The organism is Pseudomonas sp. S3_B08, from assembly GCF_054667725.1.
Genome location: NZ_CP162750.1, coordinates 370,354 through 396,577 on the forward strand (window position 1 = coordinate 370,354; position 26,224 = coordinate 396,577).

A 26,224-nucleotide genomic window follows, 5' to 3' on the forward strand; every position below is an offset into this window, starting at 1 on the left:
AGGGTGTTGCAACAATGCTGCGATCAACGCTGGATTTCGCGGTCGCGATCCAGTTCGTAAGGCAGGTCGAGCACGTGCAACGCGGGGCCTTCGAGGGCGCCCAGACGCAAATCACCGGCTTCGGCAGCTTCGGCCTGCAACACGGCCAGGAGTTCAATGTTTCCCTCGGCATCGGCCGCCAGCACCACTTCGCCGATCGAGCTGTTGTGGCTGGGCGCGAACAACTGAGTGCCGGGCTCCGGCAACTCGGCCGCGTCGAGGCGCAGGCGGTACAGGCGCCGCTTGAGTTTGCCCAGGTACTGCATGCGCGCGACGATTTCCTGGCCGGTGTAGCAGCCTTTCTTGAAACTCACGCCGCCGACCGCCTGCAGATTGAGCATCTGCGGGATAAACAGCTCGCGGGTGGAAGGCATGACCTGGCCGATACCGGCGCGGATCTGGCCCAGCAGCCATTGATTCAGTTCGCCCTCAGCCAGCGTGGCGGACAGTCGGCTTTGAATGTTTGGCGCCTGAGCGGCAGGCACCCAGAGTTCGGCGCGCTCGGGCGAAACGCGAATTGCGATCAGGCCTTCATGGCGCACAACGCTGTCGGTTTCGGCGGGCAGTGCCAGACCGAGGCTGGTCAGGGCTACGTCGCCATGCGCCAGACCGAAGCGCACCCAGGCGGCGCTTTCGTCGGTCAGTTTCGATTTGGAGAACACCGCGTACTTTTTCAGGTCGGCCAGTTGCGGTTCGAGCAGCTCGCTGGCCATCGCCATCACCACGCCGTCACCTTCAAGCAGGATGCGGAAGCTCGACTGCATCCGGCCTTTCTGTGTGCAGCGGGCGCCGAGGCTGGCGCGGGTGTCGCTCAGGTAATTGATATTGCAGGTCAACTGGCCTTGCAGGAATTTTCCGGCGTCCGCACCGCGAACCGCGAGTACGCCTTCATGAGACAGGGTGCAGAAAAAAGCAGAATCGGCCATGGGTCATCGCAGGGTAAATAGACTGGGGCACATCATAAGGGGGCAGGGTTGAAATGGGTAGTTGATAAAGGATCACGGGTGCCCGACCAAAGCCGACTGTGCGGCCCGCGCCGGGGCTGTATACTGCCCGGCAAATTCGAGGAGGGCTCCATGGTCGAACAAGTTGAACTGAATCGCCTCTTTTGGCACAGCCGTCGCGGCATGCTTGAGCTTGACGTGCTGCTGGTGCCGTTCGTGCAGGAGGTTTACGCGACGTTGAATCAAGTGGATCGCGATCTGTACGTGCGTTTGCTGACCTGTGAGGATCAGGACATGTTCGGCTGGTTCATGGAGCGCAGCGAGTCGGAAGATCCCGAGCTGCAACGCATGGTCCGGATGATTCTGGATCGTGTCCAGCCCAAGTAATACGTTCGAATGCCGCTGGCATGCCTCACGGCAGTTGCTGGCGGCGTATCTGTTGGCCCAGGCGTTCGCCATGGGCTCGTTGTTTCTTCTGTCGATTCCGCTCTGGGCCAGTCTGCTCGGCGCTTGCGCCTGTGCGCTGCACGGTCTTTGGGTGCTGCCACGGCAGATTCTGCTGAGTCATCCGCAAGCATTTTGCGGGTTACGGCGCGACGGCGATGGCTGGCAGGTCTGGAATCAGGCTGATGGCTGGCAAGCGGTGCAATTGCGCCCGGACAGTCTGGCGCTGCCGTTGATCGTGGTGCTGCGCTTTCGCCTTCGCGGAGAGTGGCGGGTCAGGTCGATCTGCGTACCACGTGACTCGCAGGCGGCGGATCTGCACCGACGCCTGCGAGTGCGGCTCAAGTTCAGCCGGCGTAGGTGGGCGGCACCAGAATAGTGTCGAGCGCTTCGGGCAGCATATCCGGATAGTCGAGGGTGTAGTGCAGCCCGCGACTTTCCTTGCGTTCCATGGCTGAGCTGATCATCAACTCGGCGACTTGTGCCAGATTGCGCAGCTCGATCAGGTCGCGGCTGACTTTATAGTTGCTGTAGAACTCATCGATCTCATCCAGCAGCAGACGCACCCGATGCTGCGCCCGTTGCAGGCGCTTGTTGGTGCGCACGATGCCGACGTAGTCCCACATGAATCGGCGCAACTCGTCCCAGTTGTGCGCAATGATCACGTCTTCATCCGAGTCGGTGACCTGGCTGGCGTCCCAAGCGGGCAGGGCGTTTGGCGCCGCGACCTCATCAAGTTGCGCAAGAATGTCCGCCGCTGCCGAACGGGCATAAACGAAGCATTCCAGAAGTGAGTTGCTGGCCATGCGATTGGCGCCGTGCAGGCCGGTAAAGCTGGTTTCGCCGATGGCGTAGAGGCCGGGCACGTCGGTGCGACCGTGCTGATCGACCATCACTCCGCCACAGGTGTAGTGCGCGGCGGGAACCACCGGGATCGGTTGTCTGGTGATGTCGATGCCGAAGCCCAGGCAGCGTTCATAAACAGTCGGGAAGTGAGTTTTTACGAACGATTCAGGCTTGTGGCTGATGTCTAGATATACGCAGTCGACACCCAGGCGCTTCATCTCATGGTCGATGGCCCGCGCGACGATGTCACGAGGCGCCAGCTCGGCGCGTTTGTCGAAGCGATACATGAAGCGCTCGCCGTTGGGCAGCTTCAAATGCGCGCCCTCGCCACGCAGGGCCTCGGTGATGAGGAAGCTTTTGGCTTGCGGGTGATACAGACAGGTCGGATGGAACTGGTTGAATTCCAGGTTCGCCACCCGGCAACCGGAGCGCCAGGCCATGGCGATGCCGTCACCGCAGGCGCCGTCGGGGTTGCTGGTATAAAGGTAGACCTTGGCCGCGCCGCCCGAAGCCAGAATCACGAAACGTGCGCCGTAGGTGTCGACTTCGCCCGTAGCGCGGTTCAGCACGTAAGCGCCGAGGCAGCGATCGCCTTCCATGCCCAGGCGGCGCTCGGTGATCAGATCCACGGCCACCCGCTGTTCCAGCAGTTCGATGTTCTCGCGCTCTTTGGCCTGGGCCAGCAAGGTTTTGAAGATCGCGGCACCGGTGGCGTCTGCAGCATGGATGATGCGCCGATGACTGTGGCCGCCTTCGCGGGTCAGGTGAAATTCGAAACCACCATCTTCAGTGCCGGACTGTTCGTCGCGGGTGAACGGTACACCCTGGTCAATCAGCCATTGGATGGCTTCGCGGCTGTGCTCGACGGTGAAACGCACCGCGTCTTCGTGACACAAGCCGCCGCCAGCGTTGAGGGTGTCGTCGACGTGGGATTCGACAGTATCGGTATCGTCGAGCACGGCGGCAACGCCACCCTGGGCCCAGAATGTCGAACCGTTGGCGAGATCGCCTTTGCTCAATACGGCAATGCGCAGATGACCGGGCAAGGTCAAAGCGAGAGTCAAACCGGCAGCACCGCTGCCAATCACCAGAACATCGTGTTGGAACTGTTGGCTCATTTCAGGATTCCGCTCAAAGCGACCCGGGTCGGGGTTGGCGCAAGACAGCTGGATCGGCGAGTCAAGACAGCCACACAGCCCACTAGTATATAGAGGGGTTGGGCGGCACAATAGCCAGGCCCAGATGGCATTGTGAGACTACTGCGCGGTAAAAAGCGCTGTGCTTCGTCGGAAGTTTTTTTGCCGGTTTGGGAAAAAGACACCTGTATCGGCGCTGAAACAGACTTTTCCGAGCAGGGTTGCGCAATGTCAGGTGGGTACGGCTATAAATAATTGGAACTTTTGCCAAAGGCCCAAGATCAATAGACGGTGCCAGAAACCAGGGACAGTGTCGGCTTCAGTGCGGAATCTGCGTTTGGATTCCTGCCGGCGAAACCGATAACAAGATTATTCGCGCAGCCGGTTTATCCCGCGCTGCGTTTTTCGTGCGTGCCAAATCAGAGCCCGCAGGAAACTTGCTTGGAGGGGGAGAACTTTTGCGAAAAGCCCGAGTCTATGTTTGCAAGTCTGGTCGTTTAGTAATGCAAGTCTCCTCCGGGCTTATCGAGGAGTGTTCATGCTAACCCAGGAAGAGGATCAGCAGCTGGTCGAACGCGTACAGCGTGGCGACAAGCGAGCTTTCGATCTGCTGGTGCTGAAATATCAGCACAAAATTCTCGGGTTGATCGTGCGTTTTGTGCACGACACCCATGAAGCCCAGGACGTTGCTCAGGAAGCCTTTATCAAGGCGTATCGGGCACTTGGAAATTTCCGCGGTGACAGTGCGTTTTATACGTGGCTGTACCGTATTGCCATTAACACGGCAAAGAACTACCTGGTTTCCCGCGGCCGTCGGCCGCCGGATAGCGATGTAAGTTCGGAGGATGCGGAGTTCTATGATGGCGATCACGGCCTCAAGGATCTCGAATCACCAGAACGTGCATTGCTGCGGGATGAGATCGAAGGCACCGTCCATCGGACCATCCAGCAACTGCCAGAGGATTTGCGTACGGCTTTAACTTTACGTGAATTCGATGGTCTGAGTTACGAGGACATTGCGAGCGTCATGCAGTGTCCGGTGGGTACCGTGCGCTCCCGGATTTTCCGCGCTCGGGAGGCCATCGACAAAGCCCTGCAACCGTTGTTGCAGGAAAACTGAGACAGCGGCGACAGCCAAGAGAGGAACGCCATGAGTCGTGAAGCCCTGCAGGAATCGCTGTCCGCAGTGATGGATAACGAAGCGGACGAACTGGAATTGCGTCGAGTGCTTAGCGCACTGGATGATGTTGATACCCGTGAGACCTGGGCTCGTTACCAGATCGCTCGGGCAGCCATGCACAAGGATCTGCTGCTTCCGCGTCTGGATATCGCTGCGGCAGTGTCCGCTGCGCTGGAAGACGAAACGGCTCCGGCCAAAGTATCCCGCAGCCCATGGCGTAACCTGGGTCGCCTCGCTGTTGCCGCTTCGGTAACCGTGGCCGTTCTGGCCGGTGTTCGTCTGTACAATCAGGACGAAATCGCTGGTGTTGAACTGGCACAGCAGTCGAATCAGCCAACTCTGGCCACTCCACAGGTCAAGGGTCCGGCAGTTCTGGCTGGTTACAGCGAAAGCTCGGAAGCGACTGGTCCTATGGCTAACGGCGTTCTGCAAGGACAGCCAGGCTGGCATGATCAGCGTCTGCCAGGCTATCTGCGTCAGCACGCTCAGCAGGCTGCACTCAAAGGAACTGAAAGCGCGCTGCCATACGCACGTGCCGCAAGCCTGGAAAACCGTTAAGGAGGATCATGCGCGCCATCCCTCTACTTTCGCTTCTGCTCAGTGGCTGGTTCATCGTTCCAGCCCACGCTGACGAGGCCCAGGACTGGTTGACCCGTCTGGGCCAGGCCGAGCAGCAGCAAAGCTTTCACGGTACTTTCGTTTACGAGCGCAACGGCAGTTTTTCCACGCACAACATCTGGCATCGTGTCCAGAATGGCCAGGTCCGCGAGCGGTTATTGCAGCTCGACGGTTCGGCTCAGGAAGTCGTGCGCATTGATGGACGTACTCAATGCGTCAGCGGCACACTGATTGCGGGATTGGGTGACTCGCCCAACGCTGCCGCCCGTGCGCTGGATCCCAAAAAGCTGAAGAATTGGTATGACCTTGCTGTCATTGGCAAGTCGCGCGTGGCCGGTCGTGATGCAGTGATCGTGTCGCTGACCCCTCGTGATCAGCACCGATACGGTTTCGAGCTGCATCTGGACAAGAAAACCGGCCTGCCGCTCAAGTCGTTGCTGTTGAACGATAAAGGGCAATTGCTCGAGCGCTTTCAGTTCACCAGCCTCGACACCGATGAAGTCCCGTCGGACAAGGATTTGATGGCAGACGCCGATTGCAAGCCGATCAACATCGCAAGCGACAAGGCTTCTGCGGCGAAGACCGTGCAAAACTGGCGTTCGGACTGGCTGCCGCCCGGCTTCGAGCTGACCAGCAGCAGTTCGCACAAGGATGCGCAGACCAATACCCAGGTCAGCAGCTTGATGTATGACGATGGCCTGGCGCGTTTCTCGGTGTTCCTTGAGCCATTGAACGGTGCCACCGTCACCGACACCCGCACTCAGTTGGGTCCGACCGTCGCGGTATCCCGTCGTTTGACTACACCGCAAGGTGAAATGATGGTGACGGTGGTTGGCGAAATCCCGATTGGCACCGCCGAACGAATCGCTCTATCGATGCGTAACAACGATGGCGCTGCGACCAGCAAGCAGTGAGCTGATTTCAGTCATTTCCACCTCGTCTTCGAGACGTCGAAATGTTTGCTGAGCATTTTCATTTGCAAAACCCCTGAAAATTTTTTATAGGTCAGAGCCTCACGGCTCTGGCCTTGTTTGTTGTTCCCGGAACAAAAATACCGGTCTGTGGTTTCCGGTGTTCCTTTGCTCCATATCGCTTAACCCTGCTCGTCGTAACGGGAGCTGTATGTCGATACCTAGTTTGAAATCTTATCTTTCCATCTTCGCCACCGTGCTGTTGCTCGGTCAGGCGGTCCCTGCTGCGCAAGCGGCCGATCTGCCTGATTTCACCCAGTTGGTCGAACAAGCGTCGCCAGCGGTAGTGAATATCAGTACCACGCAGAAACTGCCGGACCGTCGCGTGAATCAGCAGATGCCAGATCTGGAAGGCCTGCCACCGATGCTGCGCGAATTCTTTGAGCGCGGCATGCCGCCTCAGCAGCGCTCGCCGCGTGGCGATGGCCGCCAGCGTGAAGCGCAATCGCTGGGTTCGGGGTTCATCATTTCGCCGGATGGCTACATCCTCACCAACAACCACGTGATCGCCGATGCTGACGAAATCCTCGTCCGCCTGGCTGACCGCAGTGAGATGAAAGCCAAGCTGGTCGGCACCGATCCACGCTCTGACGTGGCGTTGCTGAAAATCGAAGGCAAGGATCTGCCGGTGCTCAAGCTCGGCAAATCCCAGGATCTGAAGGCTGGCCAGTGGGTCGTCGCGATCGGTTCGCCATTCGGCTTTGACCACACCGTGACCCAAGGCATCGTCAGCGCCGTCGGTCGTAGCCTGCCAAACGAAAACTATGTGCCGTTCATTCAAACCGACGTGCCGATCAACCCGGGCAACTCCGGTGGCCCGCTGTTCAACCTGAACGGTGAAGTGGTCGGCATCAACTCGCAGATCTACACCCGCTCCGGTGGCTTCATGGGCGTTTCGTTTGCCATCCCGATCGACGTGGCTATGGACGTTTCCCATCAGCTCAAAAGCGGTGGCAAAGTCAGCCGCGGCTGGCTGGGCGTGGTCATTCAGGAAGTGAACAAGGACCTCGCCGAGTCATTTGGTCTGGACAAGCCAGCTGGCGCGCTGGTAGCGCAGATCCAGGATGACGGCCCTGCGGCCAAGGGCGGCCTGCAGGTTGGCGACGTGATCCTGAGCATGAACGGTCAGCCGATCGTCATGTCTGCCGATCTGCCGCATCTGGTCGGCGCGCTGAAGGCTGGCGCCAAAGCTAATCTGGAAGTGATTCGAGAAGGCAAGCGCAAGAACGTCGAGCTGACTGTCGGCGCAATCCCGGACGAGGATAAAGAGCTGGACGCACTGCCGAAATCCGGCGCGGAAAGCAGCAGCAACCGCTTGGGTGTTGCGGTCGGCGAATTGACCTCCGAGCAGAAGAAAGCCTACGACCTCAAAGGTGGTGTGGTGATCAAGGAAGTGCAGGACGGTCCTGCGGCCCTGATCGGTCTGCAGCCGGGTGATGTGATTACTCACCTGAACAACCAGGCCATCGGCTCGGCCAAGGAGTTCACCGACATCGCCAAGGCGTTGCCGAAGAACCGTTCGGTGTCGATGCGCGTGCTGCGTCAGGGCCGTGCCAGCTTCATCACCTTCAAACTGGCTGAATAAGCCAGCAACAAGGTAAAAGGAAACCGCCTCGAAAGAGGCGGTTTTTTTGTGTCTGCAGCTTTTGTCTTGCCTGGAAAGACTCAGCCCATCATGTCCTTGACCATGCGTTCCTGCTCCATCAGCTCACGCTGGCGGGCATCGATGCGCGAGGACAGCGGGAAGTTGTTGCCAGCCTTGCGCTTGGCGAAGTCCAACTGCTGAATGGCCTGGCGGTAATCGCCGACCAGCGCAAAATACTCGGCTCGCGCCTGATGCAGGCCGATGATGTTGCCCGACAAGCCACGGGTTTCAGCAACCTGATACCAGACGTCCGGATCATCCGGGCGGGACTTGAGCAGGCTGTCCAGCGCCTTCTCGGCATCGGCGGCGCGATTCTGTTTCAACAGCAGATCGACACGCACCTGATTCAGCGGATAGTTGCCCGGGAACTGCGTGAGCATGCGGTCGACCCGTGATTGTGCATCGGGCAGGCGATTGTTGGTGATGTCCAGATCGACCTGAGCGAGGTTGTAGATAAGCTCGTTGGGCGACTTGGCCAACAATTGCTTGAGATTTTCGCGGGCTTCGTTCAGCTGGCCGCCCTTGATTTGCGCGATGGCGAGGCCGTATCGCGCGACATCGTTTTTCGGGTTTTCATCGAGCAGGGCGCGGAAACGCTTGGCGCCCAGCCCCGGGGTTTCTTCGTAGATCAACTGCACCCGCGCGCGGATCAACTGGTAGCGCATGCTGTCTTCGATGCCGCCCGGTTTCGCCTGCTCGGCGCGGTTGCGGGTATCGGCGATACGCGATTCGGTGACCGGGTGAGTCAGGAGGAATTCCGGCGGTTTGGCGTCGAAGCGGTACTGGCGCATCAGGCGTTCGAACATGGTCGGCATTGAGCGCGGATCGTAACCGGCCTTTTCCAGATTGAGGATGCCGATGCGATCCGCTTCCTGTTCGTTTTGTCGCGAGAAGCGCCGCTGTTCCTGCAACGCCGCAGCCTGGGTGCCAGCGATCGTGGCGATGCCGGCATCACCGCCGCCGGCCGCCGCAATGACAATGCCGGCCAGCAACGCGGCCATCATCGGCACCTGCATTCTTTGTGAGGCTTCCACCCCGCGAGCAAAGTGGCGTTGCGACAAGTGCGCCAATTCGTGAGCGAGCACCGAGGCGTACTCACCCTCGGTCTGGGCGTTGAGGAAAAGACCGCCGTTGACCCCGACCACTCCGCCCGGCGCTGCAAAGGCGTTGAGTTGCGGGCTGTTGATCAGGATGAATTCCAGACGTCGGTCGGAAACCTGACTGGTCTCGACCAGCTTGTACACGCTGGATTCGACGTAGTCCTTGAGCTGCGGATCGTTGAGCTGGGAAACCTGACTGCGCAGCATGGCCAGCCAGGCGCGGCCGAGCTGGTATTCCTGTTGCGGCGAGACAATGGCAGAGCTGGCGTCGCCGAGTGACGGCAGATCGTCGGCAAAGCCTGGTGAGGCGAGCAGGCAAGCGAGCGTCAGCAGGGTAGGGCGCAGAAAAGTCATGCACAAAGCCTTGGAGGACAAAGACCTTACTGTAGCCGGACACCGAAGCCGCGACCAGATATTCTAGGCAGCTCGACAACGAACCGGAGTGACGCAATGACTGACGCTGTAGCCCATGACGTGGAACTGGACGCCAGTGGCCTGAACTGTCCGTTGCCGTTGCTCAAGGCAAAAATGGAACTCAACAAACTGCACAGCGGCGCTGTGCTCAAGGTGATCGCTACCGATGCCGGCTCGCAACGCGACTTCCGTACCTTTGCCAAACTGGCCGGTCATGCGCTGTTGCGCGAAGAAGACGAGGCTGGCGTCTACCGTTACTGGTTGAAAAAAGCCTGACGCGAGCGCGTTAACGATCGAAGGGATTATTGATGTTCAAAGTGTTACGCGACTGGATTCAGCGCTACTTCTCCGATGAAGAAGCCGTGGTGCTGGCGGTGCTGCTGGTTCTCGCCTTCACCGCCGTGCTTACCCTCGGCGGCATGCTTGCGCCGGTATTGGCGGGGATGGTGCTGGCGTATCTGATGCAAGGCCTGGTGGTGACGCTCGAGCGACTGCGCGTGCCGGGCGGCGTGGCGGTGGGACTGGTGTTTGCGCTGTTCATGGGCGCGCTGATGCTGTTTATTGTCGTGGTGCTGCCGCTGCTGTGGCATCAGTTGATCACGCTGTTCAACGAGTTGCCGGGCATGCTCGCCAAGTGGCAGTCGCTGTTGCTTCTATTGCCCGAGCGCTATCCGCATCTGGTGTCCGACGAGCAAGTCTTGCAAGCGATCGAAGCGGCGCGGGGCGAGATTGGCAAGTTTGGTCAGTGGGCACTGACTTTCTCGTTGTCGAGTTTGCCGCTGCTGGTGAACATCATGATCTACCTGGTGCTGGTGCCGATTCTGGTGTTTTTCTTCCTCAAGGATCGGGCGATGATTGGCGAGTGGGTGCGTGGCTATCTGCCTCGCGAGCGCGCGCTGATCACCCGCGTCGCGCAGGAAATGAACCGGCAGATCGCCAATTACATACGTGGCAAAGGCATCGAGATCGTGATTTGCGGCGGCGTGACCTACATCGCCTTCATCGCGCTGGGCCTGAACTACGCGGCGCTGCTGGCGTTGCTGGTCGGCTTGTCGGTGGTGGTGCCATATGTCGGTGCGGTAGTGGTGACCGTGCCGGTGCTGCTGATTGCGCTGTTCCAGTGGGGCTGGAGCGATCAGTTCATCTACCTGATGGCGGTCTACGGAATCATTCAGACGCTGGACGGCAACGTGCTGGTGCCGTTGCTGTTTTCGGAAGCAGTGAACCTGCATCCGGTGGCAATTATCTGCGCGGTGCTGCTGTTTGGCGGATTGTGGGGATTCTGGGGTGTGTTCTTTGCGATCCCGCTGGCGACGCTGTTCAAGGCTGTGCTCGATGCGTGGCCGCGCAAGGAGCCGGTGGTGGCGCCGTTGCTTTAAATCGGGGTGAGGCTTTTGGCCTCATCGCTGGCAAGCCAGCTCCCACAGGTTTTGTATGTGCTGAACCCTGTGGGAGCTGGCTTGCCAGCGATGGCGTCGGTGACGACGCAGCAAAAGCATCAGGCTTTATTCAGAGCCTCAGCCGCCGCCAGCACGGCATCAACATGCCCCGGCACTTTCACGCCACGCCATTCCTGACGCAGCACACCGTCCTTATCAATCAGGAAAGTGCTGCGATCAACGCCCAGGTATTCCTTGCCATACAGCTTTTTCAGCTTGATCACGTCGAACAGCTGGCAAACCGCCTCGTCCTTATCGCTGATCAGCTCAAAGGGGAATTCCTGTTTGCCTTTGAAGTTTTCGTGCGACTTCAAGCTGTCGCGGGAAATGCCGAAGACTTCGGTGTTGGCAGCCTTGAATGCCGCATATTGATCGCGAAAGCCCTGGCCTTGAGTGGTGCAGCCCGGGGTGCTGTCCTTTGGGTAGAAGTAGATCACCACTTGCTTGCCCTTGAGTTCGGACAGGCTGACGGTCTGCCCGCTGGTCGCAGGCGCGGTGAAATCCGCAACCGGTTGGTCGATGACAACGGCCATGAAAGCTTCCTTACATTGGGTTTTGTGGGCGCCAAGGCTCGATCAGGGCATCCAGGTTCATCGCGTCGGCGAAATCGAGGAACTGATCGCGCAGCCAGCTGATCTGGGTGTTGGCCGGCAGGGTCACGGTGAACGTGGCGTTAAGCATGGTGCCGCCGGTTTGGGGAGCCTGGTAAGTGTCGCAGGTGAGGTTTTCCAGTTCGACGTTATGGTCCATGAAGAACTGGCACAACTCATTGATGATGTCCGGGCGATACGCCGAGCTGACGTAAGCCACGTAAGGCAGCGCTTGCGGACGATTTTCCAGAGCGGCGCTGCGCACCACGTTGACGGTGAAAGCGTGACGCTTGGCCAGCAATGGCAGGCTGCCTTCGAGGCGCGCGAGGGCGTCCCAGCTACCGGAAACTTCCAGCACCAGAGCGCTGCACTCGCCGTGGCGGGTCAGGCGAGAGGTGACGACGGCGCAGCGGTTTTCATGGCTGGCGCGGCACAGGACGTTGGTCAGCTCCATGGGGTTGGCGCCGAGGGCACTGATGACAAGGAATTGTTCGCGAACTGTGGGGGTGGACATGCAGCATTCCTAAAGCGATGAGCGGTCGGTAGGTTGACGGGCATTGGTGGCCGGGCGTGCCTGTTCTGGCGGTCCGTATAAAGAGCCCCGGCCAGCGTTCGCGGCTCGCTCCACTGTGCGGGAGCGCGTCGATGCGACGCAGGAACGGGGCCTGGGAGGCCGAAAGGGGAGGCTGAAACCCGGCGTACAAGCTGATCTGTACCGATCAAAGTCTGAAGGGTAGCGAAAAGCGGCGCCAAGGGGAATGGCGGCGGCGCAGTACTTCGCTTGTGCAAGCATCTTGGCGCCAGTACCATTACCGCTCTCTTTTTCCGGCAGGAGCGGTTTCATGATTGCGGGCAGTATGGTGGCACTGGTCACTCCCATGGATGCACAAGGGCGTCTTGACTGGGACAGCCTCAGCAAACTCGTGGACTTCCACCTCAAGAACGGCACCCATGCCATCGTCGCCGTCGGTACTACCGGCGAGTCGGCCACCCTTGATGTAGAAGAGCACATCGCCGTCATCAAAGCCGTGGTCAAACAGGTTGCCGGGCGCATTCCGGTCATCGCCGGCACCGGCGCCAATTCGACCCGCGAAGCCGTCGAGCTGACCCGCAACGCCAAGGCCGCCGGCGCCGATGCCTGCCTGCTGGTGGTTCCTTATTACAACAAGCCGACCCAGGAAGGTCTGTACCAGCACTTCAAGCACATCGCTGAAGCGGTCGACATTCCGCAGATTCTCTACAACGTTCCCGGCCGCACCTCCTGCGACATGCAGGCCGAGACGGTGATTCGCCTGTCCACCGTGCCGAACATCATCGGCATCAAGGAAGCCACCGGCGACCTCAAACGCGCCAAAGCGATCATCGATGGCGTGAGCAAGGATTTCATCGTGCTGTCCGGCGATGATCCGACTGCTGTCGAGCTGATCCTGCTGGGCGGCAAAGGCAACATCTCGGTCACCGCCAACGTCGCCCCGCGCGAAATGGCTGACCTGTGCGAGGCCGCGCTCAAGGGCGACGCCGATACCGCACGCGCAATCAACGAAAAACTGATGCCGCTGCACAAGGACCTGTTCATCGAAGCCAACCCGATTCCGGTGAAGTGGGCTTTGGTCGAAATGGGCCTGATGCACGAAGGCATCCGCCTGCCACTGACCTGGCTGAGCACCCCTTGTCATGAAGCGCTGCGCTCGGCCCTGCGCCAGTGCAACGTCCTGGTTTAATTGAGGAAGTACAACGCATGAAGCGAATGGCCGGACTTTCCGCACTTGCCTTGATTATCTCCAGCACCAGTGGCTGCGGATGGGTCTGGGGGCCGGAAGGTTATTTCCGCGACCGTGGAAGCGATTACCTGCAAGCGCAACAGACTGCACCGATGCAATTGCCACCGGATGTGAGCACTGCCAAACGTCTCGATCCGCTGTTGCCGATCCCGCGCAACGTGGCCGATGACACCGCGACGGGCGAATACGTCGTGCCGCGTCCTCAGCCGCTGTCGGCGGTTGCCGATGCCACGGATTACTCGCTGCAGAAGAGCGGTGATTCGCGTTGGGTCGTAGCCCAGCACCCACCGGCCGAAGTCTGGCCAGTGGCGCTGCAGTTCTTCCAGGACAACGGTTTCCGTCTGGATGAACAACGTCCGCAGACCGGTGAATTCACCACCACCTGGCAGCACTCCGACGAGCTGTCCGCTTCGATGGCCAAGCGCCTGAGCGCGGCCGGTATCGCCAGCGACAGCGAAACCCGCGTGCGCGTGCGTATCGAGCCGGGCGTGCAGCGCAACACCAGTGAAATCTACGTGGTCAGCGCCGAGCGTCCTGCCGGCAGCACGGCCGACGTGGCCTTCACCAACCGTTCGGTCAACACTGGCCTGGACGCTGCGCTGGTCGACGACATGCTCGCGAGCATGAGTCGCACCTCCGAGAAGGGCGGCTCGGTGTCGATGCTGGCCTCGCGTGATTTCGACGCGCCGAGCCGTGTCAGCCTGAACGAAGACGGCAGCGGCAACCCGGTGTTGAACGTCGGTACCGATCTGGACCGCGCCTGGTCGAGCGTCGGCCGTGCGCTGGAACAGGGCGAATGGCGCGTTGAAGACATCAACCGCAGCCTGGGCCTTTACTACATCAACCTGGCCGAAAAAGCCGAGAAGAAAGACGACAAGCCTGGCTTCTTCAGCAGCCTGTTCGGCAGTGCGCCGAGCAAGGAAGAAGTCGAAGCCCGCGCCGAGCGTTATCAGGTTCGCCTGAGCAAGGTGGGCGAGAACATCCAGGTCACCGTCGAAAAGAACATCAACACCGTCGCGCCGGCCGATGTCGCGCGTAAAGTGTTGAGCGTGATTCAGGACAACCTGGGCTGATCCGATATGCGTTTTGCCGTTCTCGGCAGCGGTAGCCAAGGGAACGGCACGCTGATCGCCAGTGCTGATACGTACGTGCTGGTGGATTGTGGTTTTTCCCTGCGGGAAACCGAAAGACGTCTGTTGCGCCTGGGTGTGCACCCGGCGCAACTGAGCGCGATACTCGTGACCCACGAACATGCCGACCACGTGCATGGCGTGGGTTTGCTGTCTCGGCGCTACAATCTGCCGGTCTACCTCAGTCGCGGCACACTGCGCGGGATGCGCAAACCGCTGGAACCGGCAGGCTTTCTGGCCGGCGGCGAGCAACTGCAGATCGGCGCACTGAACGTCGGGGTCATTGCCGTGGCCCATGACGCGCAGGAGCCGACCCAGTACGTCTTCAGCGATCAGGAACAGCGGCGCTTCGGCCTGCTGACCGATCTGGGGTCGTTCTGCGAGCGGGTGCTGGATGGCTATCGGGACCTCGACGCATTGATGATCGAGTCCAACCATTGCCGCGACATGCTGGCCCGTGGTCACTACCCGTACTTTCTCAAGCAGCGGGTGGGCGGCGAACGCGGACATCTGAACAACCATCAGGCGGCATTCCTGGTGGCCGAGTTGGGCTGGCAGGGCTTGCAACACCTGGTCCTGGCCCATCTGAGCAGCAAGAACAACCTGCCGCAGCTGGCCCGGCAATGTTTTGTCGACACCCTCGGGTGCGACCCGGACTGGCTGCAACTGGCCGATCAAGATTCAGGGCTCGACTGGCGCCACATCGCCTAGCCCACCTACTTAGCAAGCGGAGCCCATCATGGAAAAACGTGAAGAACTCTACCGCGGCAAAGCCAAATCGGTTTACAAGACCGACGACGCTGACCGCTTGATCCTGCTGTTTCGCAACGACACTTCGGCGTTCGACGGCAAGCGCATCGAACAGCTCGATCGCAAAGGTATGGTGAACAACAAGTTCAACGCCTTCATCATGCAGAAACTCGAAGCGGCCGGCGTGCCGACCCAATTCGACAAACTGCTGGGCGACAATGAATGCCTGGTGAAGAAGCTCGACATGATCCCGGTCGAATGCGTCGTGCGTAACTACGCCGCCGGCAGCCTGGTCAAGCGTCTGGGCGTCGAGGAGGGCATGAAGCTCAACCCGTACACCTTCGAACTGTTCTTGAAGGACGACGCCAAAGGCGACCCGTTCATCAACGAATCCCACGTTGTTGCATTCGGCTGGGGCACCGCCGAGCAACTTGTGCGCATGAAGGAACTGTCGCTCAAGGTCAACGAAGTCCTGAGCAAACTGTTCGACGACGCCGGCCTGCTGCTGGTCGACTTCAAGCTTGAATTCGGCGTGTTCAGCGACGGCTCCATCGTCCTCGGCGACGAGTTCAGCCCGGACGGCTGCCGTCTGTGGGACAAGGACACCAAGAAGAAGATGGACAAGGACCGCTTCCGCCAAGGCCTCGGTGACGTCATCGAAGCCTACGAAGAAGTCGCCGCTCGTCTGGGCGTACCGCTTTAATCGACGCAAGCATCTGATAGCACGGAAAAAATTTCGTTTGGGGGGTTCGCAACCGACGAAAGTGTTGTTATGATGCGCGCCGTTGGAGAGATGCCAGAGTGGCCGAATGGGACGGATTCGAAATCCGTTGTACCTTCACCGGTACCTAGGGTTCGAATCCCTATCTCTCCGCCATTATTGAACAAGACGAAGCCCCCGTAATCATTGATCATTACGGGGGCTTTTTCGTTTCTGGCGTTTTGTTCGCAATGCTTTTCGGGTACAACCTGCCGACTGCATAAAGGAACAGCTCGATGAGTGAAGTTCAGCCGTTGGCGGGTGATGATGACGTTAGGCCGCAGAGCGTGAGTTTGCTCGAGGCGTTCTGGTTCTGGTTGAAGCTGGGCTTTATCAGTTTCGGCGGGCCGGCCGGGCAGATTTCGATCATGCATCAGGAACTGGTCGAGCGCCGGCGCTGGATTTCCGAGCGGCGTTTTCTGCATGCCTTGAACTATTGCATGTTGCTGCCCGGGCCGGAGGCGCAGCAGTTGGCGACCTACATTGGCTGGCTGATGCATCGAAGCTGGGGTGGCATTGTGGCCGGGGCGTTGTTTGTGCTGCCTTCGCTGTTCATCCTGATTTTCCTGTCGTGGCTCTATATCGCCTTCGGTGAGGTGCCGGTGGTGGCCGGGCTGTTTTACGGGATCAAGCCTGCGGTGACGGCCATCGTCGTGCAGGCGGCCCATCGGATCGGTTCGCGGGCGCTGAAGAACAACTGGCTGTGGGCGATTGCTGCGGCGTCGTTTACGGCGATCTTTGCGTTCAATGTGCCGTTTCCGCTGATCGTTTTGGGTGCGGCGGTAATCGGCTATTTCGGCGGACGCTTGGCGCCTGAGAGGTTCAGAGCCGGCGGGCATAGTGCGGCGAAGAAGTCTTTCGGTCCGGCGTTGATCGACGACGACACGCCAACACCGGCCCATGCCCGTTTCAGCTGGACGAAACTGGCCATGCTCGCCGTGATTGGCGCCGCGCTGTGGGCATTGCCGATGGGTGTATTGACCGCGCTATTCGGCTGGCAGGGCACGTTGACGCAGATGAGCTGGTTCTTCACCAAGGCAGCGCTGCTCACCTTCGGTGGAGCTTACGCAGTGTTGCCCTACGTCTATCAAGGTGCGGTCGGTCACTACGGCTGGCTGACCCCGACACAGATGATCGACGGCCTGGCGCTGGGCGAAACCACGCCGGGGCCGCTGATCATGGTGGTGGCGTTCGTCGGTTTTGTCGGCGCTTATGTGACGCAGGTGTTCGGCGCCGATCAGGTGTTCCTCGCCGGAGCGGTCGCCGCCGCGCTGGTGACGTGGTTTACCTTTCTACCCTCATTCCTGTTCATCCTCGGCGGCGGCCCGCTGGTGGAGTCGACGCACGACGAACTCAAATTCACCGCCCCGCTTACCGCGATCACCGCTGCGGTGGTCGGCGTGATTCTCAATCTGGCGTGTTTCTTCGGCTATCACGTGCTCTGGCCGCAGGGTTTCAGCGGCAGCCTGGATTGGCCGTCGGCGTTGATTGCGCTTGCGGCGGCCATTGCGCTGTTTCGCTTCAAGCTCGGAGTGATTCAGGTGTTGCTGGGCTGTGCGTTGGTTGGGTTGGTGGTGCATTTGCTGCGTTAGTCTCGGCCGGCGTGCCATGGACGGCGGCGTATATCGACACCGTCGGTGAGCCTACCGCCGACATGCGCTCCAACATCGCAGCTGAAGCACGGGCGAAGATCGTTCATGAGCGCTTGATGGGGCGCGCGCCTGACATCAGGCGGCGCGCCCCGGTTAATCACTGTGAAATCTTGGTGACTTGCAAAGATTTGCGCTCGATCGCTACGGGCTGCAAATGCCCCAAACGGTCGAGGTGATAGCGCTGCAGATCCCGCGCCAGAATCAGTTGGCCGTGATACAACGCTGCCGCTTCGTTGCGCACATCCTCGATCGACGGGCTCACCGCCGGATTGGCCTGATAGCGCGCGCTGAAATGCGTCAACACCAGATTGCGCACCCCGGCTGATTCGGCGAAACCGGCGACAGCGGCGGCGCTGCTGTGGCCGTAACTGGCACGAGCGCGGTCGATCGCTGCCTGCACGAATGTCGCTTCATGCACCAGCACATCCGCCGATTGCGCCACTTCGGCCAGCAGTGCCGGCCGATCGTTATCGCCGCAGACAATGATGCGTCGATCAGGTCGTGAACTCAGCAGATAGTCGCGAGCGTGCAGCATCCGCCCGTCAACCTCCACGTCCTGACCGTGGGCCAACTGACCCCAGAGCGGGCCGCGTTCGATACCCTCGGCATCCAGGCGCTGCACGTCCAGACGCGGTTCCGGGTCGGACTCGGTGAACACATAACCATGACACGGCACACGGTGCGACAACTCGACGGTCTGCACCTGAACGTTGACGCTGCGCCACTCTGTAAGCGTTTCCACAGCATGCAGGTTGATCTCGAACGGCAGATACGATTGCGTCACCTCCAGACTCATTTTCAGCCAGGGATGCAGCGCTGTCGGCAGGATAATGTCCAGTGGTCGCGTGCGTCCGGACATGCCGGTGCTAGCCAGCAGGCCCGGCAAGCCCAGGCAGTGATCGGCATGCACATGAGTGATGAAAATCGCCCGCAACTCGCTCAGCGACAGCGGCGTGCGCAGCACCTGATGCTGGGTGCCTTCACCACAATCGATCAGGTACCAGCCCTTGCCGGCAGACGCGATCAGTGCCGTCGCGCTGACGTTGCGCTGGCGGGTCGGCACGCCGGCAGACGTGCCCAGAAACAACAAATCCACGGTGGTTCTCCCTGGCGGATCGGATTTCAGATATTGCGTGCAGTTCTCGGTGAGCTTTCGACAATCAGCGAGGCGATTCGGATCCATCGATGGACTGCGACAATTCATCGGACACCCGCGCTGTCGGCGGCTGGCCTCGGCACTTCGCTCGCTGATGATGGTCACAGCGAAACGGAGTCACTTAGCGGAGGTCAACTTGCCCAGAAAATCCAGGCCGATCGTCGACCGCGCCGATGCGGCGACCCTTTCGCAAGAACGCAAAGATGTGTTTTTCGCGGCGGTGCAGGTCAGCCGCATGGCCATGATTGTCACCGATCCAGCGCAGCCCGACGATCCCATCATTTTTGCCAACAATGCGTTTCTTGAACTCAGCGGCTACGAGCTGGAAGAAGTGCTCGGGCGCAACTGCAGGTTTCTGCAAGGCGAGCAGACTGATCGTGCGGTGTTGCAACGGGTCAAGCAAGCGCTGAAACATCAACACGAAACCTGCGTGGAGGTGCTCAACTATCGCAAGGACGGCTCGTCGTTCTGGAACGAGCTGTTCATCGCGCCGCTATTCAACGAGCGCGGACAACTGGTGTATTTCTTCGCTTCGCAAATGGACGTCAGCCGCCGCCGTGACGCCGAGGACGGTTTGCGTTACAGCGAAAACATGGAAGCACTCGGGCAGTTGACCGGTGGCATTGCCCACGATTTCAACAATCTGTTGCAAGTGATGATCGGCTACATCGAGCTGATCCAGCACACCGCCAAGCGGCCGAGCATCGATCCGCAACGCATCGTGGTCGGCGCCGGCCACGCTCGCGCGGCGGCCGAAAAAGCACGTTTGCTGACCCAGCATCTGCTGGCATTCTCCCGCCGACAACGGCTCGAAGGCCGGGTGATCAATCTCAATGCCTTGCTTGAGCGCTCTACGCTGCCGACGCATGAATCCGCCGATCTGGAACCGCGATTCGAACTGGCCGAGGACTTGTGGAACTGCCGGCTCGACCCGGCGCAGGCCGAGATGGCGCTGAACCATTTGCTCTCCAACGCCTGCGATGCGCTGGTTGACCAGCAGCAACCTGCGATCACCGTGCAGACCCGCAACGTCGATGTACCGGACTCGACGGATCCGCACCAGGGCGGACTGGCGGCGGGGCGTTACGTCTGCATCGCGGTTGCCGATAACGGCGTGGGCATTGCCGCTGACGATCTCGACAAAGTGATGGAGCCGTTTTTCACCACCAAAGAGGAAGGCAACGGTGCCGGCCTCGGTTTGTCGATGGTTTACGGCTTCGTCAAGCAATCCGGCGGTGTGGTCAAAATCGAATCGACGCCGGGACTCGGCACCACGGTGCGCCTGTTCTTCCCGGCGGATGACAGTCAGCTATCGGCATCTGGCTCCGCTGAAACCGCAGAAAATCTCAAGGGCACGGAGCGCATCCTGATCGTCGAGGATCGCGCCGAAGTCGCTGAACTGGCGCGCTTTGTATTGTCCGAACAGGGTTACCACACCGACCTCGCTGCAGATGCGAGCGAGGCACTGGCCGTGCTGCAGAGTAGCGAATACGACCTGGTATTCACCGATTTGGTCATGCCGGGCGAGATGAACGGGCTGGCACTGGCGCGGGAAATCAGCCAACGCTATCCGGCCATGAAGATCCTGCTGACGACCGGGTACTGCGCGGACGAGTCGACGCCCAATGAGCTGGCTGACAATGAGTTCGAATTGATCGCCAAGCCCTACGCGCCGGTGGACCTTTTGCGCAAGCTGCGCTTGATGCTCGGCTGAAAAAACGAACTGACGGCGCACGTTCGGCGTCCATCCTAAAGACTGCATTGAACAACCAGTGAGGGACCCGATCCCCGAGGAGATATTGGCAGTGAGCGATGACTTGATGATCAATAACGGGCCGATCGACTGAGCGTCAACGAGGACGGTTCATGCAGGAGCAATCTTTGGTGGTGATTAGCGGCGCCAGTGCTGGCGTCGGGCGCGCGGTGGCTCATCGGTTTGCCGCTGGGGGCTACCGCATCGGACTGTTGGCGCGTGATCCGGCGGGCCTGGCCGCCACGCAAGAGGAGCTGCAAGCGTATGGCGTTCAGGTTGAAACAGTCAGCGTCGACGTCGCCGATGCGCTCGCCGTGCAGCAGGCCGCCCAGCAACTGGAAACCGCGCTCGGGCCGCTGGCGGTATGGGTTAACGCGGCGATGGTCACGGTGCTTTCGCCGATAGAACAATTGTCTGCCGCCGAGATCGAGCGGGTTACTCAGGTGACCTATCTCGGCACGGTTCATGGCACGTTGGCAGCGCTGTCGTTGATGCGTCCGCGTAACAAAGGATTGATCATTCAGGTCGGCTCGGCGCTGGCCTATCGGGCCATTCCGTTGCAGGCCGCTTACTGCGGGGCAAAATTTGCCGTGCGCGGTTTTACCGATTCGTTGCGCTGTGAGTTGCTGCATGAGCGCAGCCATATTCGCGTGTGCATGGTGCAATTGCCCGCGATCAATACCCCGCAGTTTGACTGGGCGCGCAACAAATTGCCCAAGCGTCCCCAACCGGTGCCACCGATTCACGACCCCGACGTAGCGGCACGGGCGATTTTCAGTGTGGTAAAGCATCCTCCGCGAGAGTTGTGGCTGGGGTGGTCGACGATCAAAGCTATTATTGGGCAGTCGGTCATGCCCGGTCTGCTCGACCGTTTGATGGCGCGAAGTGCATGGTCCGGTCAGCAGACCAATGAGCCTGAAGACAACGAGCACCCGGACAACCTGTTCGAAGCGCAGCCGGATCGGCATCAGATTCGCGGCCGCTTCGTCGGCCGTTCCAGGGATGCAGCGCTGGCGTTGACGTCTACTCAAGTGATGGCGATATCGGCAGTGATTGCCATATTGGTCGGCGTAGTTCTGTTACAGCTCTGATGCTTTCCCGGTTCGCTCCACTGTCGACGCATCTCTGCGCGCGCTGCTAGAGGCGCCGGGGTGCATGGAAGCAACAAATGCAGCACATGCACCTTTGATGATGTGGTTTCGCTCAAATCTCCTTGATCGGCGTCTCGCCCTGTACGGCTTTGATCAGGTTGATCACGTGCAGGCAATCAGCCTTGTTCACATACGATTCGCCACTGGCCACCGTCTCGTGGTTGCGCGCACGCAGGCGCCAGCGCCATTGGCCTTTGCCAGTGCTGGGGGTGCCTCGGGTTTGTCGGTAGATTTCGAAATACATACGGTTCGCTCCCTGCGATCGATAGGCGCGCCCACCTGTGTGGCGCATCGACGCAAGCCTAGCGCAGCGGTTTTTTTTGGCTATCGGGGATTTGTTTCCAATCGTTCGCGGATGTTTCTGAAAGACGCTGGCCAGAGCGCCGCGACTGCCCGGCGAATTGGCCGATATGACGCCGTGTCCTGCTTGCACGTGCGTGCCGGCTGCTGCTTAATACGGCACGGCTCATGGCCTCGAAAGACTTTCGATGACCGACAAACTATAAAAAGAGCACTCCTTTGACTGAGCACGGAACGCAACAGGCCGGGCAGGTGACGTTGTCGCTGGTGATCCCCGTTTTCAACGAGGCCGACAGCCTCGACAGCTTTCTTTCGCGCATCGACGACGTCTTTCAGACGCAGGCACTGATCGATCTTGAACTGGTCTTCATCAACGATGGCAGCACCGACACCACCCTTGAGCGCTTGCTTGAACGGCAGCGGCAAGACTCGCGTCTGCGCATCGTCGATCTAAGCCGCAACTTCGGCAAGGAAGCGGCGTTGTCGGCCGGTCTGCAAATGGCCACCGGGCAGATCGTGGTACCGATCGACGCCGATCTGCAGGACCCGCCGGAAGTCATTTTGCAGATGATCGAGCGCTGGCGCGAAGGTTACGAAGTGGTGCTGGGGCATCGTGTCAGCCGCCGCAGCGACACGTGGGCCAAATCGACCTCGGCCCACTGGTTCTATCGCCTGCACAACCGCATCGCCGAACAGCCGTTGCCGGAGAACGTTGGCGACTTCCGCTTGATGGACCGCTGCGTGGTCGATGCCTTGCTGACCCTGCCTGAGTCGCGACGCTTCATGAAAGGTCTGTTCGCCTGGGTCGGTTTCCGCACCACTCATGTCGACTACGAGCGCCCCGAGCGCGTGGCCGGGCAAAGCAAATTCAATGGCTGGCGGCTGTGGAACTTCGCCCTCGAAGGCATCACCAGTTTCAGCACCGAGCCGCTGCGGGTCTGGACTTACCTGGGGGCAACGGTTTCGCTGGTGTCGTTTGCGTTCGCCATGTTCATTGTCCTGCGCACACTGATCCACGGTGTCGACTTGCCTGGTTATGCCTCGCTGATGGTCGCAGTCACGTTCCTTGGCGGTCTGCAATTGATCGGCATTGGCGTACTCGGCGAATACCTTGGCCGCACCTATATCGAATCCAAACGCCGGCCGGTTTTTCTGGTGCGTCGCGTTTACGACCCCATGGACTGACAGATGGATCTCAAGGAAACCGACATCCTCGGCGACAGCATCGATGAGCATTGGTATTACTGCTGCAAAGCGGCGGCGACCCGGCGATTGCTGGGTAACATGCCGATCCGACGAATACTCGATGTCGGTGCCGGCTCGGGGTTTTTCTCGCATCATCTGCTGACCCACACCGACGCGCATGAGGCGTGGTGCGTCGACATCAGTTACCCCGCCGATTCAAGCGCCACCACCGCGGGCAAACCGGTGCATTACCGCCGCGGCATCGACAGCATCGATGCCGATCTGGTGTTACTGATGGACGTGCTCGAGCATGTCGACGACGACCTCGGCCTGCTCAAAAACTATGTCGATAAAGTGCCTTCGGGCAGTCGTTTTCTGATGACGGTGCCGGCGTTTCAGTTTCTCTGGAGCGGTCATGATGATTTTCTTGAGCACAAGCGCCGCTACACCCTCGCGCAATTCGAAACCCTGGCGGGCGATGCCGGTTTGACCGTGCAGCGCGGCGCCTACTATTTCGGTGCGGTGTTTCCTATCGCCGCAGCGTTGCGCCTGATACCTCAAGGTTCGCAAACCGCACGGCCGCAGTCGCAACTCAAGCGTCATCACCCGTGGGTCAACAGCGTGCTCAAGACTCTGTGCCGGCTGGAATTGCCGTTGATGGGCAGAAACCGGCTGGCCGGTTTGAGCGTCTTCGTGCTGGCGCAGAAACCGTGATCAGCAGTGATCGTTCAGCGTTGGTCCGCCGTGGTCTGCGCTTTGCCCTGACCGGGCTGTTCGTCACTGCGCTGCATGCGCTGGTGGCTGTGCTGTTCATCCGCTTCATCGCGCCCGAACCTCCGCTGGCCAATGGTTTCGCCTTTGCCGTGGCGACCGTTGTGTCTTATGTGATCAATACCACCTGGAGCTTTTCAGCTCGCCTGCACGGGCGCACGTTACTGCGCTTTGTGTCGGTCTCGGCGGGCGGTTTTCTATTGGCGATGCTGGTTGCCTGGGCGGCGCAAGTGGCGGGGTTGCATTATCTGCTCGGGATCGGTGCCGTGGCCATGACGGTGCCGGCGTTCACATTCGTTTTGCATAATTTCTGGACGTATCGATGAAGCTTTGCTCAACCTCTCGGGCGGCTGCGCTGTTGCCTGTGCTGCTAGGCATTCTGGCCTTTTTTATCGTGGTCGGCCCACGGGCGTTGAATCCGATGAACATTGCCTGGCTGGGCGACGGCGACCCGGCCACCCATTACCAGGGTTGGGTGTTTTTCCGGCACTCGCCATGGAGCTTTCCGCTGGGGCTCAATCCGTCTTATGGACTTGAATTGAGCAATGGCTTGATCTTTTCCGATTCCAATCCGCTGTTTGCCTTTCTGTTCAAGCCGTTTTCGGCGCTGTTGCCGGAGCCGTTTCAGTATTTCGGACTGTGGTTGCTGACCTGCTTCATTCTGCAGAGCTGGTTTGCCTGGAAACTGCTCGGCCTGGTGAGCCGCGACGCGGTTCTGCGATTGCTCGGCACCGGGCTGTTTTTATTCGTTCCGGCCATGCTGATCCGCATGAGCGTGCACCTGTCCCTGGGCGGGCATTTCATGTTGCTGGCCGCGCTGTACCTGGCGCTGCGGCCATTCACGCCAAAACGCTCTCTGGCCTGGGGAACGTTGCTGGCGGCGGCCGCGCTGATTCACGCCTATTTGCTGGCGATGATTGCGCTGATCTGGCTCGCCGATCTCGCAGCACACACCCTGCGGCGACATCTGGCGCCGCGCAAAGCTGTGGCCGAACTGATCGGTCTGTTTTTGCTGGTGAGTCTGTGTTGCTGGCAGGCGGGCTACTTCAGCGTCGGCGATGACGGCCTGGCACTGATGGGTTACGGTCTGTTCCGCGCCAATGTGCTGAGCTTTTTCGACCCGGGAACCTGGTCGTTTGCCCTGCGCGACATGCCCGGTGTGTTGGGCGATGGTGACGGTTTTGCTTTCCTTGGTTTGGGTGTGGTGTTCCTGTTCATCTGCGCCTTCGCGGCATGGCTGCAACGCGGCACGGATGTTCACCTCAAGCCACGTCGCTACCCGTTGCTGTTGCTCGCGCTCGCCGGCCTGGCGCTGTTTGCGTTTTCCAACAACATCGGGTTCGGCCCATTCGAGTTGCACATCCCGTTGCCGGATGCGGTGGTGGCGGTGGCGACGATTTTTCGCGGTTCGGGGCGGATGATCTGGCCTGTCATGTACATGGCGATTTTCGCCATCCTGTACGTGGTGATTCGCGGGCACGCTGCGCGCACTGCGCGGGTTCTGCTGGGCATTGCCCTGGTGCTGCAAGTGGCGGATACGCGGTCCGGCTGGGGAGAGTCGCGCAACCTGTTCATGACCACGCCGGCGCCACAATGGCCGACGCCACTGGTTGATCCGTTCTGGGATCAGGCAGCCCGCCATTATCAGGCGGTGCGCTGGCTGCGCCCGGAGAATTATCCGGAGCAGTGGCGAACGCTGGCCGAGTATGCGGGACGCCATCATCTGCCGACCAATGCGGTCTACCTCGGCCGCATGAGTACCAAGGCCACCGAGGCGGCCCAGGCTGTGGCCGACCAGATGGTCAGCTCTGGTCAATACGCCACCGATACGCTGTATGTACTCGATAGCCGCACTGTGCTGCCGGCCGCGCTGACTCTCAATCGCGAGACTGACGTACTCGCCAGAATCGACGGTTTGAACGTGCTGGCGCCCGGCTGGAAGCGTTGCGCCGATTGCCCGCCCATCGTGGCCGCGGATCCCCTTACGCTGATTTCGCCAATGAAGTCGAACGAGCGCGTGACCTTCAACGTTACCAGCCTGGCGACGTTTTTCCTCGGCAGCGGATGGTCGAAAAGCGAACCGTGGGGTACGTGGTCCGAGGGCAGTGAATCGCAAATCATTCTGCGGCCCGAGGCCCCGGTGAGATCATTTGTGCTGGAAGCCAACGCTTTGATTGCGCCGTCGCATACCGAACAGGGGCTGGAGATTAGCGTCAACGATGTGCCGGTGCTCTCCACCCGCTTGCTCAAGGCCGAAGCGAACGTTGTCAGCGTTGATCTGCCAGCGGAAGTCCAGCAGCGCATTGAGCGTGAAGGCGTGCTGGTGATTCGTTTCCAGCACGCCGATGCCGTCAGCCCGAGAGCGCTGGGCATGGGACTCGATCCGCGCAAACTGGCCATTGGCATTCTGGCGTTGACGCTTCATTGACCCTTCAGTGACTGTTCGGCGCAGCGGCCCATAGACGCGGT

At 60.0% G+C, this 26,224-nt stretch carries 26 protein-coding genes, 1 tRNA gene and 1 pseudogene; 21 read left to right on the plus strand and 7 right to left on the minus strand.

The annotated features are described in order from the left end of the window. Positions 1-23 precede the first annotated feature (23 nt). A complete protein-coding gene (ygfZ, locus tag AB4N73_RS01760) occupies positions 24-965 on the minus strand; it encodes a CAF17-like 4Fe-4S cluster assembly/insertion protein YgfZ (RefSeq protein ID WP_236167977.1) in 942 nt (313 codons plus the stop codon). Positions 966-1,115: 150 nt separating this feature from the next. On the opposite strand from ygfZ, the gene AB4N73_RS01765 reads away from it, so the two are divergent. Then, positions 1,116-1,370, plus strand: coding sequence for an FAD assembly factor SdhE (locus tag AB4N73_RS01765; RefSeq protein WP_007911418.1), 255 nt, complete (start codon positions 1,116-1,118; stop codon positions 1,368-1,370). Then, entirely contained in the window at positions 1,354-1,806 is a 453-nt protein-coding gene (locus tag AB4N73_RS01770; RefSeq protein WP_256809448.1) for a protein YgfX, read from the plus strand. Before AB4N73_RS01765 ends, AB4N73_RS01770 begins: the two co-directional genes overlap by 17 nt. On the opposite strand, the gene nadB is transcribed toward AB4N73_RS01770, so the two are convergent. Further along, positions 1,775-3,391, minus strand: a complete 1,617-nt coding sequence (gene nadB, locus AB4N73_RS01775) for an L-aspartate oxidase (protein ID WP_406228474.1) — start codon at positions 3,389-3,391, stop codon at positions 1,775-1,777. The genes AB4N73_RS01770 and nadB overlap by 32 nt on opposite strands. Before the next feature lie 556 nt (positions 3,392-3,947). Here nadB and rpoE point away from each other — a divergent pair. From rpoE to AB4N73_RS01795, 4 genes are all read left to right on the plus strand, one after another. Continuing rightward, positions 3,948-4,529, plus strand: coding sequence for an RNA polymerase sigma factor RpoE (gene rpoE / locus AB4N73_RS01780; protein WP_003172477.1), 582 nt, complete (start codon positions 3,948-3,950; stop codon positions 4,527-4,529). 30 nt (positions 4,530-4,559) lie between these two features. Further along, positions 4,560-5,147 carry a sigma-E factor negative regulatory protein gene (locus AB4N73_RS01785; protein ID WP_008077804.1) on the plus strand — a complete coding sequence of 196 codons (588 nt, stop codon included), beginning with the start codon at positions 4,560-4,562 and terminating at the stop codon, positions 5,145-5,147. Between the two features lie 8 nt (positions 5,148-5,155). Then, on the plus strand, positions 5,156-6,121 hold the full coding sequence (locus tag AB4N73_RS01790; protein ID WP_252868946.1) for a MucB/RseB C-terminal domain-containing protein: 966 nt from the start codon (positions 5,156-5,158) through the stop codon (positions 6,119-6,121). A gap of 208 nt (positions 6,122-6,329) precedes the next feature. Then, positions 6,330-7,763: a DegQ family serine endoprotease gene (locus AB4N73_RS01795; RefSeq protein ID WP_460142865.1), complete on the plus strand. Its 1,434-nt coding sequence runs from the start codon at positions 6,330-6,332 to the stop codon at positions 7,761-7,763. Positions 7,764-7,843: 80 nt separating this feature from the next. Here the strand turns inward: AB4N73_RS01795 and AB4N73_RS01800 are convergent, their stop codons facing one another. After that, complete coding sequence (locus AB4N73_RS01800; RefSeq protein ID WP_095180604.1) at positions 7,844-9,277, minus strand: M48 family metalloprotease; 1,434 nt, start codon at positions 9,275-9,277, stop codon at positions 7,844-7,846. Between the two features lie 96 nt (positions 9,278-9,373). On the opposite strand from AB4N73_RS01800, the gene AB4N73_RS01805 reads away from it, so the two are divergent. Both AB4N73_RS01805 and AB4N73_RS01810 read left to right on the plus strand, forming a co-directional pair. Next, entirely contained in the window at positions 9,374-9,613 is a 240-nt protein-coding gene (locus AB4N73_RS01805) for a sulfurtransferase TusA family protein (protein WP_041478863.1), read from the plus strand. Between the two features lie 32 nt (positions 9,614-9,645). Then, positions 9,646-10,716: an AI-2E family transporter gene (locus tag AB4N73_RS01810; RefSeq protein WP_041478862.1), complete on the plus strand. Its 1,071-nt coding sequence runs from the start codon at positions 9,646-9,648 to the stop codon at positions 10,714-10,716. A 119-nt stretch (positions 10,717-10,835) separates the two neighbouring features. Here AB4N73_RS01810 and AB4N73_RS01815 read toward each other — a convergent pair whose 3' ends face one another. Together AB4N73_RS01815 and AB4N73_RS01820 are read right to left on the minus strand one after the other, a co-directional pair. Then, positions 10,836-11,309: a peroxiredoxin gene (locus AB4N73_RS01815; RefSeq protein ID WP_041478861.1), complete on the minus strand. Its 474-nt coding sequence runs from the start codon at positions 11,307-11,309 to the stop codon at positions 10,836-10,838. 10 nt (positions 11,310-11,319) lie between these two features. Further along, positions 11,320-11,880, minus strand: coding sequence for a glycine cleavage system transcriptional repressor (locus AB4N73_RS01820; protein WP_024012001.1), 561 nt, complete (start codon positions 11,878-11,880; stop codon positions 11,320-11,322). A gap of 328 nt (positions 11,881-12,208) precedes the next feature. Between AB4N73_RS01820 and dapA the strand changes: the two genes are divergently transcribed. From dapA to AB4N73_RS01855, 7 genes and pseudogenes are all read left to right on the plus strand, one after another. Then, positions 12,209-13,087 (plus strand): 4-hydroxy-tetrahydrodipicolinate synthase, encoded by an 879-nt coding sequence (dapA, locus tag AB4N73_RS01825; RefSeq protein ID WP_256809440.1) that lies wholly within the window; start codon positions 12,209-12,211, stop codon positions 13,085-13,087. Positions 13,088-13,104: 17 nt separating this feature from the next. After that, the gene (bamC, locus tag AB4N73_RS01830) at positions 13,105-14,220 is read left to right on the plus strand and encodes an outer membrane protein assembly factor BamC (RefSeq protein WP_016771264.1); all 1,116 of its coding nucleotides are present in this window, start codon (positions 13,105-13,107) and stop codon (positions 14,218-14,220) included. Between the two features lie 6 nt (positions 14,221-14,226). Beyond that, positions 14,227-14,988, plus strand: a complete 762-nt coding sequence (locus tag AB4N73_RS01835) for an MBL fold metallo-hydrolase (RefSeq protein ID WP_024012002.1) — start codon at positions 14,227-14,229, stop codon at positions 14,986-14,988. A 28-nt stretch (positions 14,989-15,016) separates the two neighbouring features. Then, on the plus strand, positions 15,017-15,730 hold the full coding sequence (purC, locus tag AB4N73_RS01840; protein ID WP_150636519.1) for a phosphoribosylaminoimidazolesuccinocarboxamide synthase: 714 nt from the start codon (positions 15,017-15,019) through the stop codon (positions 15,728-15,730). Positions 15,731-15,814: 84 nt separating this feature from the next. Further along, positions 15,815-15,904 (plus strand) — tRNA-Ser (locus tag AB4N73_RS01845). A 119-nt stretch (positions 15,905-16,023) separates the two neighbouring features. Next, positions 16,024-17,379 (plus strand): chromate efflux transporter, encoded by a 1,356-nt coding sequence (gene chrA / locus AB4N73_RS01850; RefSeq protein ID WP_460142866.1) that lies wholly within the window; start codon positions 16,024-16,026, stop codon positions 17,377-17,379. A 2-nt stretch (positions 17,380-17,381) separates the two neighbouring features. Continuing rightward, a pseudogene (locus tag AB4N73_RS01855) lies at positions 17,382-17,513 on the plus strand (manganese catalase family protein); the annotation flags it as partial. Between the two features lie 23 nt (positions 17,514-17,536). Here the strand turns inward: AB4N73_RS01855 and AB4N73_RS01860 are convergent. Beyond that, positions 17,537-18,535 (minus strand): ribonuclease Z, encoded by a 999-nt coding sequence (locus tag AB4N73_RS01860; protein ID WP_056783549.1) that lies wholly within the window; start codon positions 18,533-18,535, stop codon positions 17,537-17,539. 196 nt (positions 18,536-18,731) lie between these two features. Between AB4N73_RS01860 and AB4N73_RS01865 the strand changes: the two genes are divergently transcribed. Then, positions 18,732-20,309 (plus strand): histidine kinase famiy protein, encoded by a 1,578-nt coding sequence (locus AB4N73_RS01865; protein ID WP_315434943.1) that lies wholly within the window; start codon positions 18,732-18,734, stop codon positions 20,307-20,309. Positions 20,310-20,461: 152 nt separating this feature from the next. Then, a complete protein-coding gene (locus AB4N73_RS01870) occupies positions 20,462-21,439 on the plus strand; it encodes an SDR family oxidoreductase (RefSeq protein ID WP_460066746.1) in 978 nt (325 codons plus the stop codon). A gap of 112 nt (positions 21,440-21,551) precedes the next feature. On the opposite strand, the gene AB4N73_RS01875 is transcribed toward AB4N73_RS01870, so the two are convergent. Beyond that, positions 21,552-21,743, minus strand: a complete 192-nt coding sequence (locus tag AB4N73_RS01875) for a YegP family protein (protein WP_016771242.1) — start codon at positions 21,741-21,743, stop codon at positions 21,552-21,554. Positions 21,744-22,018: 275 nt separating this feature from the next. On the opposite strand from AB4N73_RS01875, the gene AB4N73_RS01880 reads away from it, so the two are divergent. Genes AB4N73_RS01880 through AB4N73_RS01895 form a run of 4 tightly spaced genes read left to right on the plus strand, consistent with a single transcriptional unit; the run spans position 22,019 to position 26,183 of the window. Next, positions 22,019-22,984 carry a glycosyltransferase family 2 protein gene (locus tag AB4N73_RS01880; protein ID WP_256809426.1) on the plus strand — a complete coding sequence of 322 codons (966 nt, stop codon included), beginning with the start codon at positions 22,019-22,021 and terminating at the stop codon, positions 22,982-22,984. Positions 22,985-22,987: 3 nt separating this feature from the next. After that, on the plus strand, positions 22,988-23,698 hold the full coding sequence (locus tag AB4N73_RS01885) for a class I SAM-dependent methyltransferase (RefSeq protein WP_236167969.1): 711 nt from the start codon (positions 22,988-22,990) through the stop codon (positions 23,696-23,698). Next, positions 23,695-24,081 carry a GtrA family protein gene (locus AB4N73_RS01890; RefSeq protein WP_150636531.1) on the plus strand — a complete coding sequence of 129 codons (387 nt, stop codon included), beginning with the start codon at positions 23,695-23,697 and terminating at the stop codon, positions 24,079-24,081. Before AB4N73_RS01885 ends, AB4N73_RS01890 begins: the two co-directional genes overlap by 4 nt. After that, positions 24,078-26,183 (plus strand): DUF6311 domain-containing protein, encoded by a 2,106-nt coding sequence (locus tag AB4N73_RS01895; RefSeq protein ID WP_460142867.1) that lies wholly within the window; start codon positions 24,078-24,080, stop codon positions 26,181-26,183. Before AB4N73_RS01890 ends, AB4N73_RS01895 begins: the two co-directional genes overlap by 4 nt. Positions 26,184-26,224 lie beyond the last annotated feature (41 nt).

Bases quoted from the DNA above. Each gene is read 5' to 3' on its own strand.
- ygfZ (WP_236167977.1), bottom strand. From the start codon at position 965: ATGGCCGATTCTGCTTTTTTCTGCACCCTGTCTCATGAAGGCGTACTC.
- AB4N73_RS01765 (WP_007911418.1), top strand. From the start codon at position 1,116: ATGGTCGAACAAGTTGAACTGAATCGCCTCTTTTGGCACAGCCGTCGC.
- nadB (WP_406228474.1), bottom strand. From the start codon at position 3,391: ATGAGCCAACAGTTCCAACACGATGTTCTGGTGATTGGCAGCGGTGCT.
- rpoE (WP_003172477.1), top strand. From the start codon at position 3,948: ATGCTAACCCAGGAAGAGGATCAGCAGCTGGTCGAACGCGTACAGCGT.
- AB4N73_RS01785 (WP_008077804.1), top strand. From the start codon at position 4,560: ATGAGTCGTGAAGCCCTGCAGGAATCGCTGTCCGCAGTGATGGATAAC.
- AB4N73_RS01790 (WP_252868946.1), top strand. From the start codon at position 5,156: ATGCGCGCCATCCCTCTACTTTCGCTTCTGCTCAGTGGCTGGTTCATC.
- AB4N73_RS01795 (WP_460142865.1), top strand. From the start codon at position 6,330: ATGTCGATACCTAGTTTGAAATCTTATCTTTCCATCTTCGCCACCGTG.
- AB4N73_RS01800 (WP_095180604.1), bottom strand. From the start codon at position 9,277: ATGACTTTTCTGCGCCCTACCCTGCTGACGCTCGCTTGCCTGCTCGCC.
- AB4N73_RS01805 (WP_041478863.1), top strand. From the start codon at position 9,374: ATGACTGACGCTGTAGCCCATGACGTGGAACTGGACGCCAGTGGCCTG.
- AB4N73_RS01810 (WP_041478862.1), top strand. From the start codon at position 9,646: ATGTTCAAAGTGTTACGCGACTGGATTCAGCGCTACTTCTCCGATGAA.
- AB4N73_RS01815 (WP_041478861.1), bottom strand. From the start codon at position 11,309: ATGGCCGTTGTCATCGACCAACCGGTTGCGGATTTCACCGCGCCTGCG.
- AB4N73_RS01820 (WP_024012001.1), bottom strand. From the start codon at position 11,880: ATGTCCACCCCCACAGTTCGCGAACAATTCCTTGTCATCAGTGCCCTC.
- dapA (WP_256809440.1), top strand. From the start codon at position 12,209: ATGATTGCGGGCAGTATGGTGGCACTGGTCACTCCCATGGATGCACAA.
- bamC (WP_016771264.1), top strand. From the start codon at position 13,105: ATGAAGCGAATGGCCGGACTTTCCGCACTTGCCTTGATTATCTCCAGC.
- AB4N73_RS01835 (WP_024012002.1), top strand. From the start codon at position 14,227: ATGCGTTTTGCCGTTCTCGGCAGCGGTAGCCAAGGGAACGGCACGCTG.
- purC (WP_150636519.1), top strand. From the start codon at position 15,017: ATGGAAAAACGTGAAGAACTCTACCGCGGCAAAGCCAAATCGGTTTAC.
- chrA (WP_460142866.1), top strand. From the start codon at position 16,024: ATGAGTGAAGTTCAGCCGTTGGCGGGTGATGATGACGTTAGGCCGCAG.
- AB4N73_RS01870 (WP_460066746.1), top strand. From the start codon at position 20,462: ATGCAGGAGCAATCTTTGGTGGTGATTAGCGGCGCCAGTGCTGGCGTC.
- AB4N73_RS01875 (WP_016771242.1), bottom strand. From the start codon at position 21,743: ATGTATTTCGAAATCTACCGACAAACCCGAGGCACCCCCAGCACTGGC.
- AB4N73_RS01885 (WP_236167969.1), top strand. From the start codon at position 22,988: ATGGATCTCAAGGAAACCGACATCCTCGGCGACAGCATCGATGAGCAT.
- AB4N73_RS01895 (WP_460142867.1), top strand. From the start codon at position 24,078: ATGAAGCTTTGCTCAACCTCTCGGGCGGCTGCGCTGTTGCCTGTGCTG.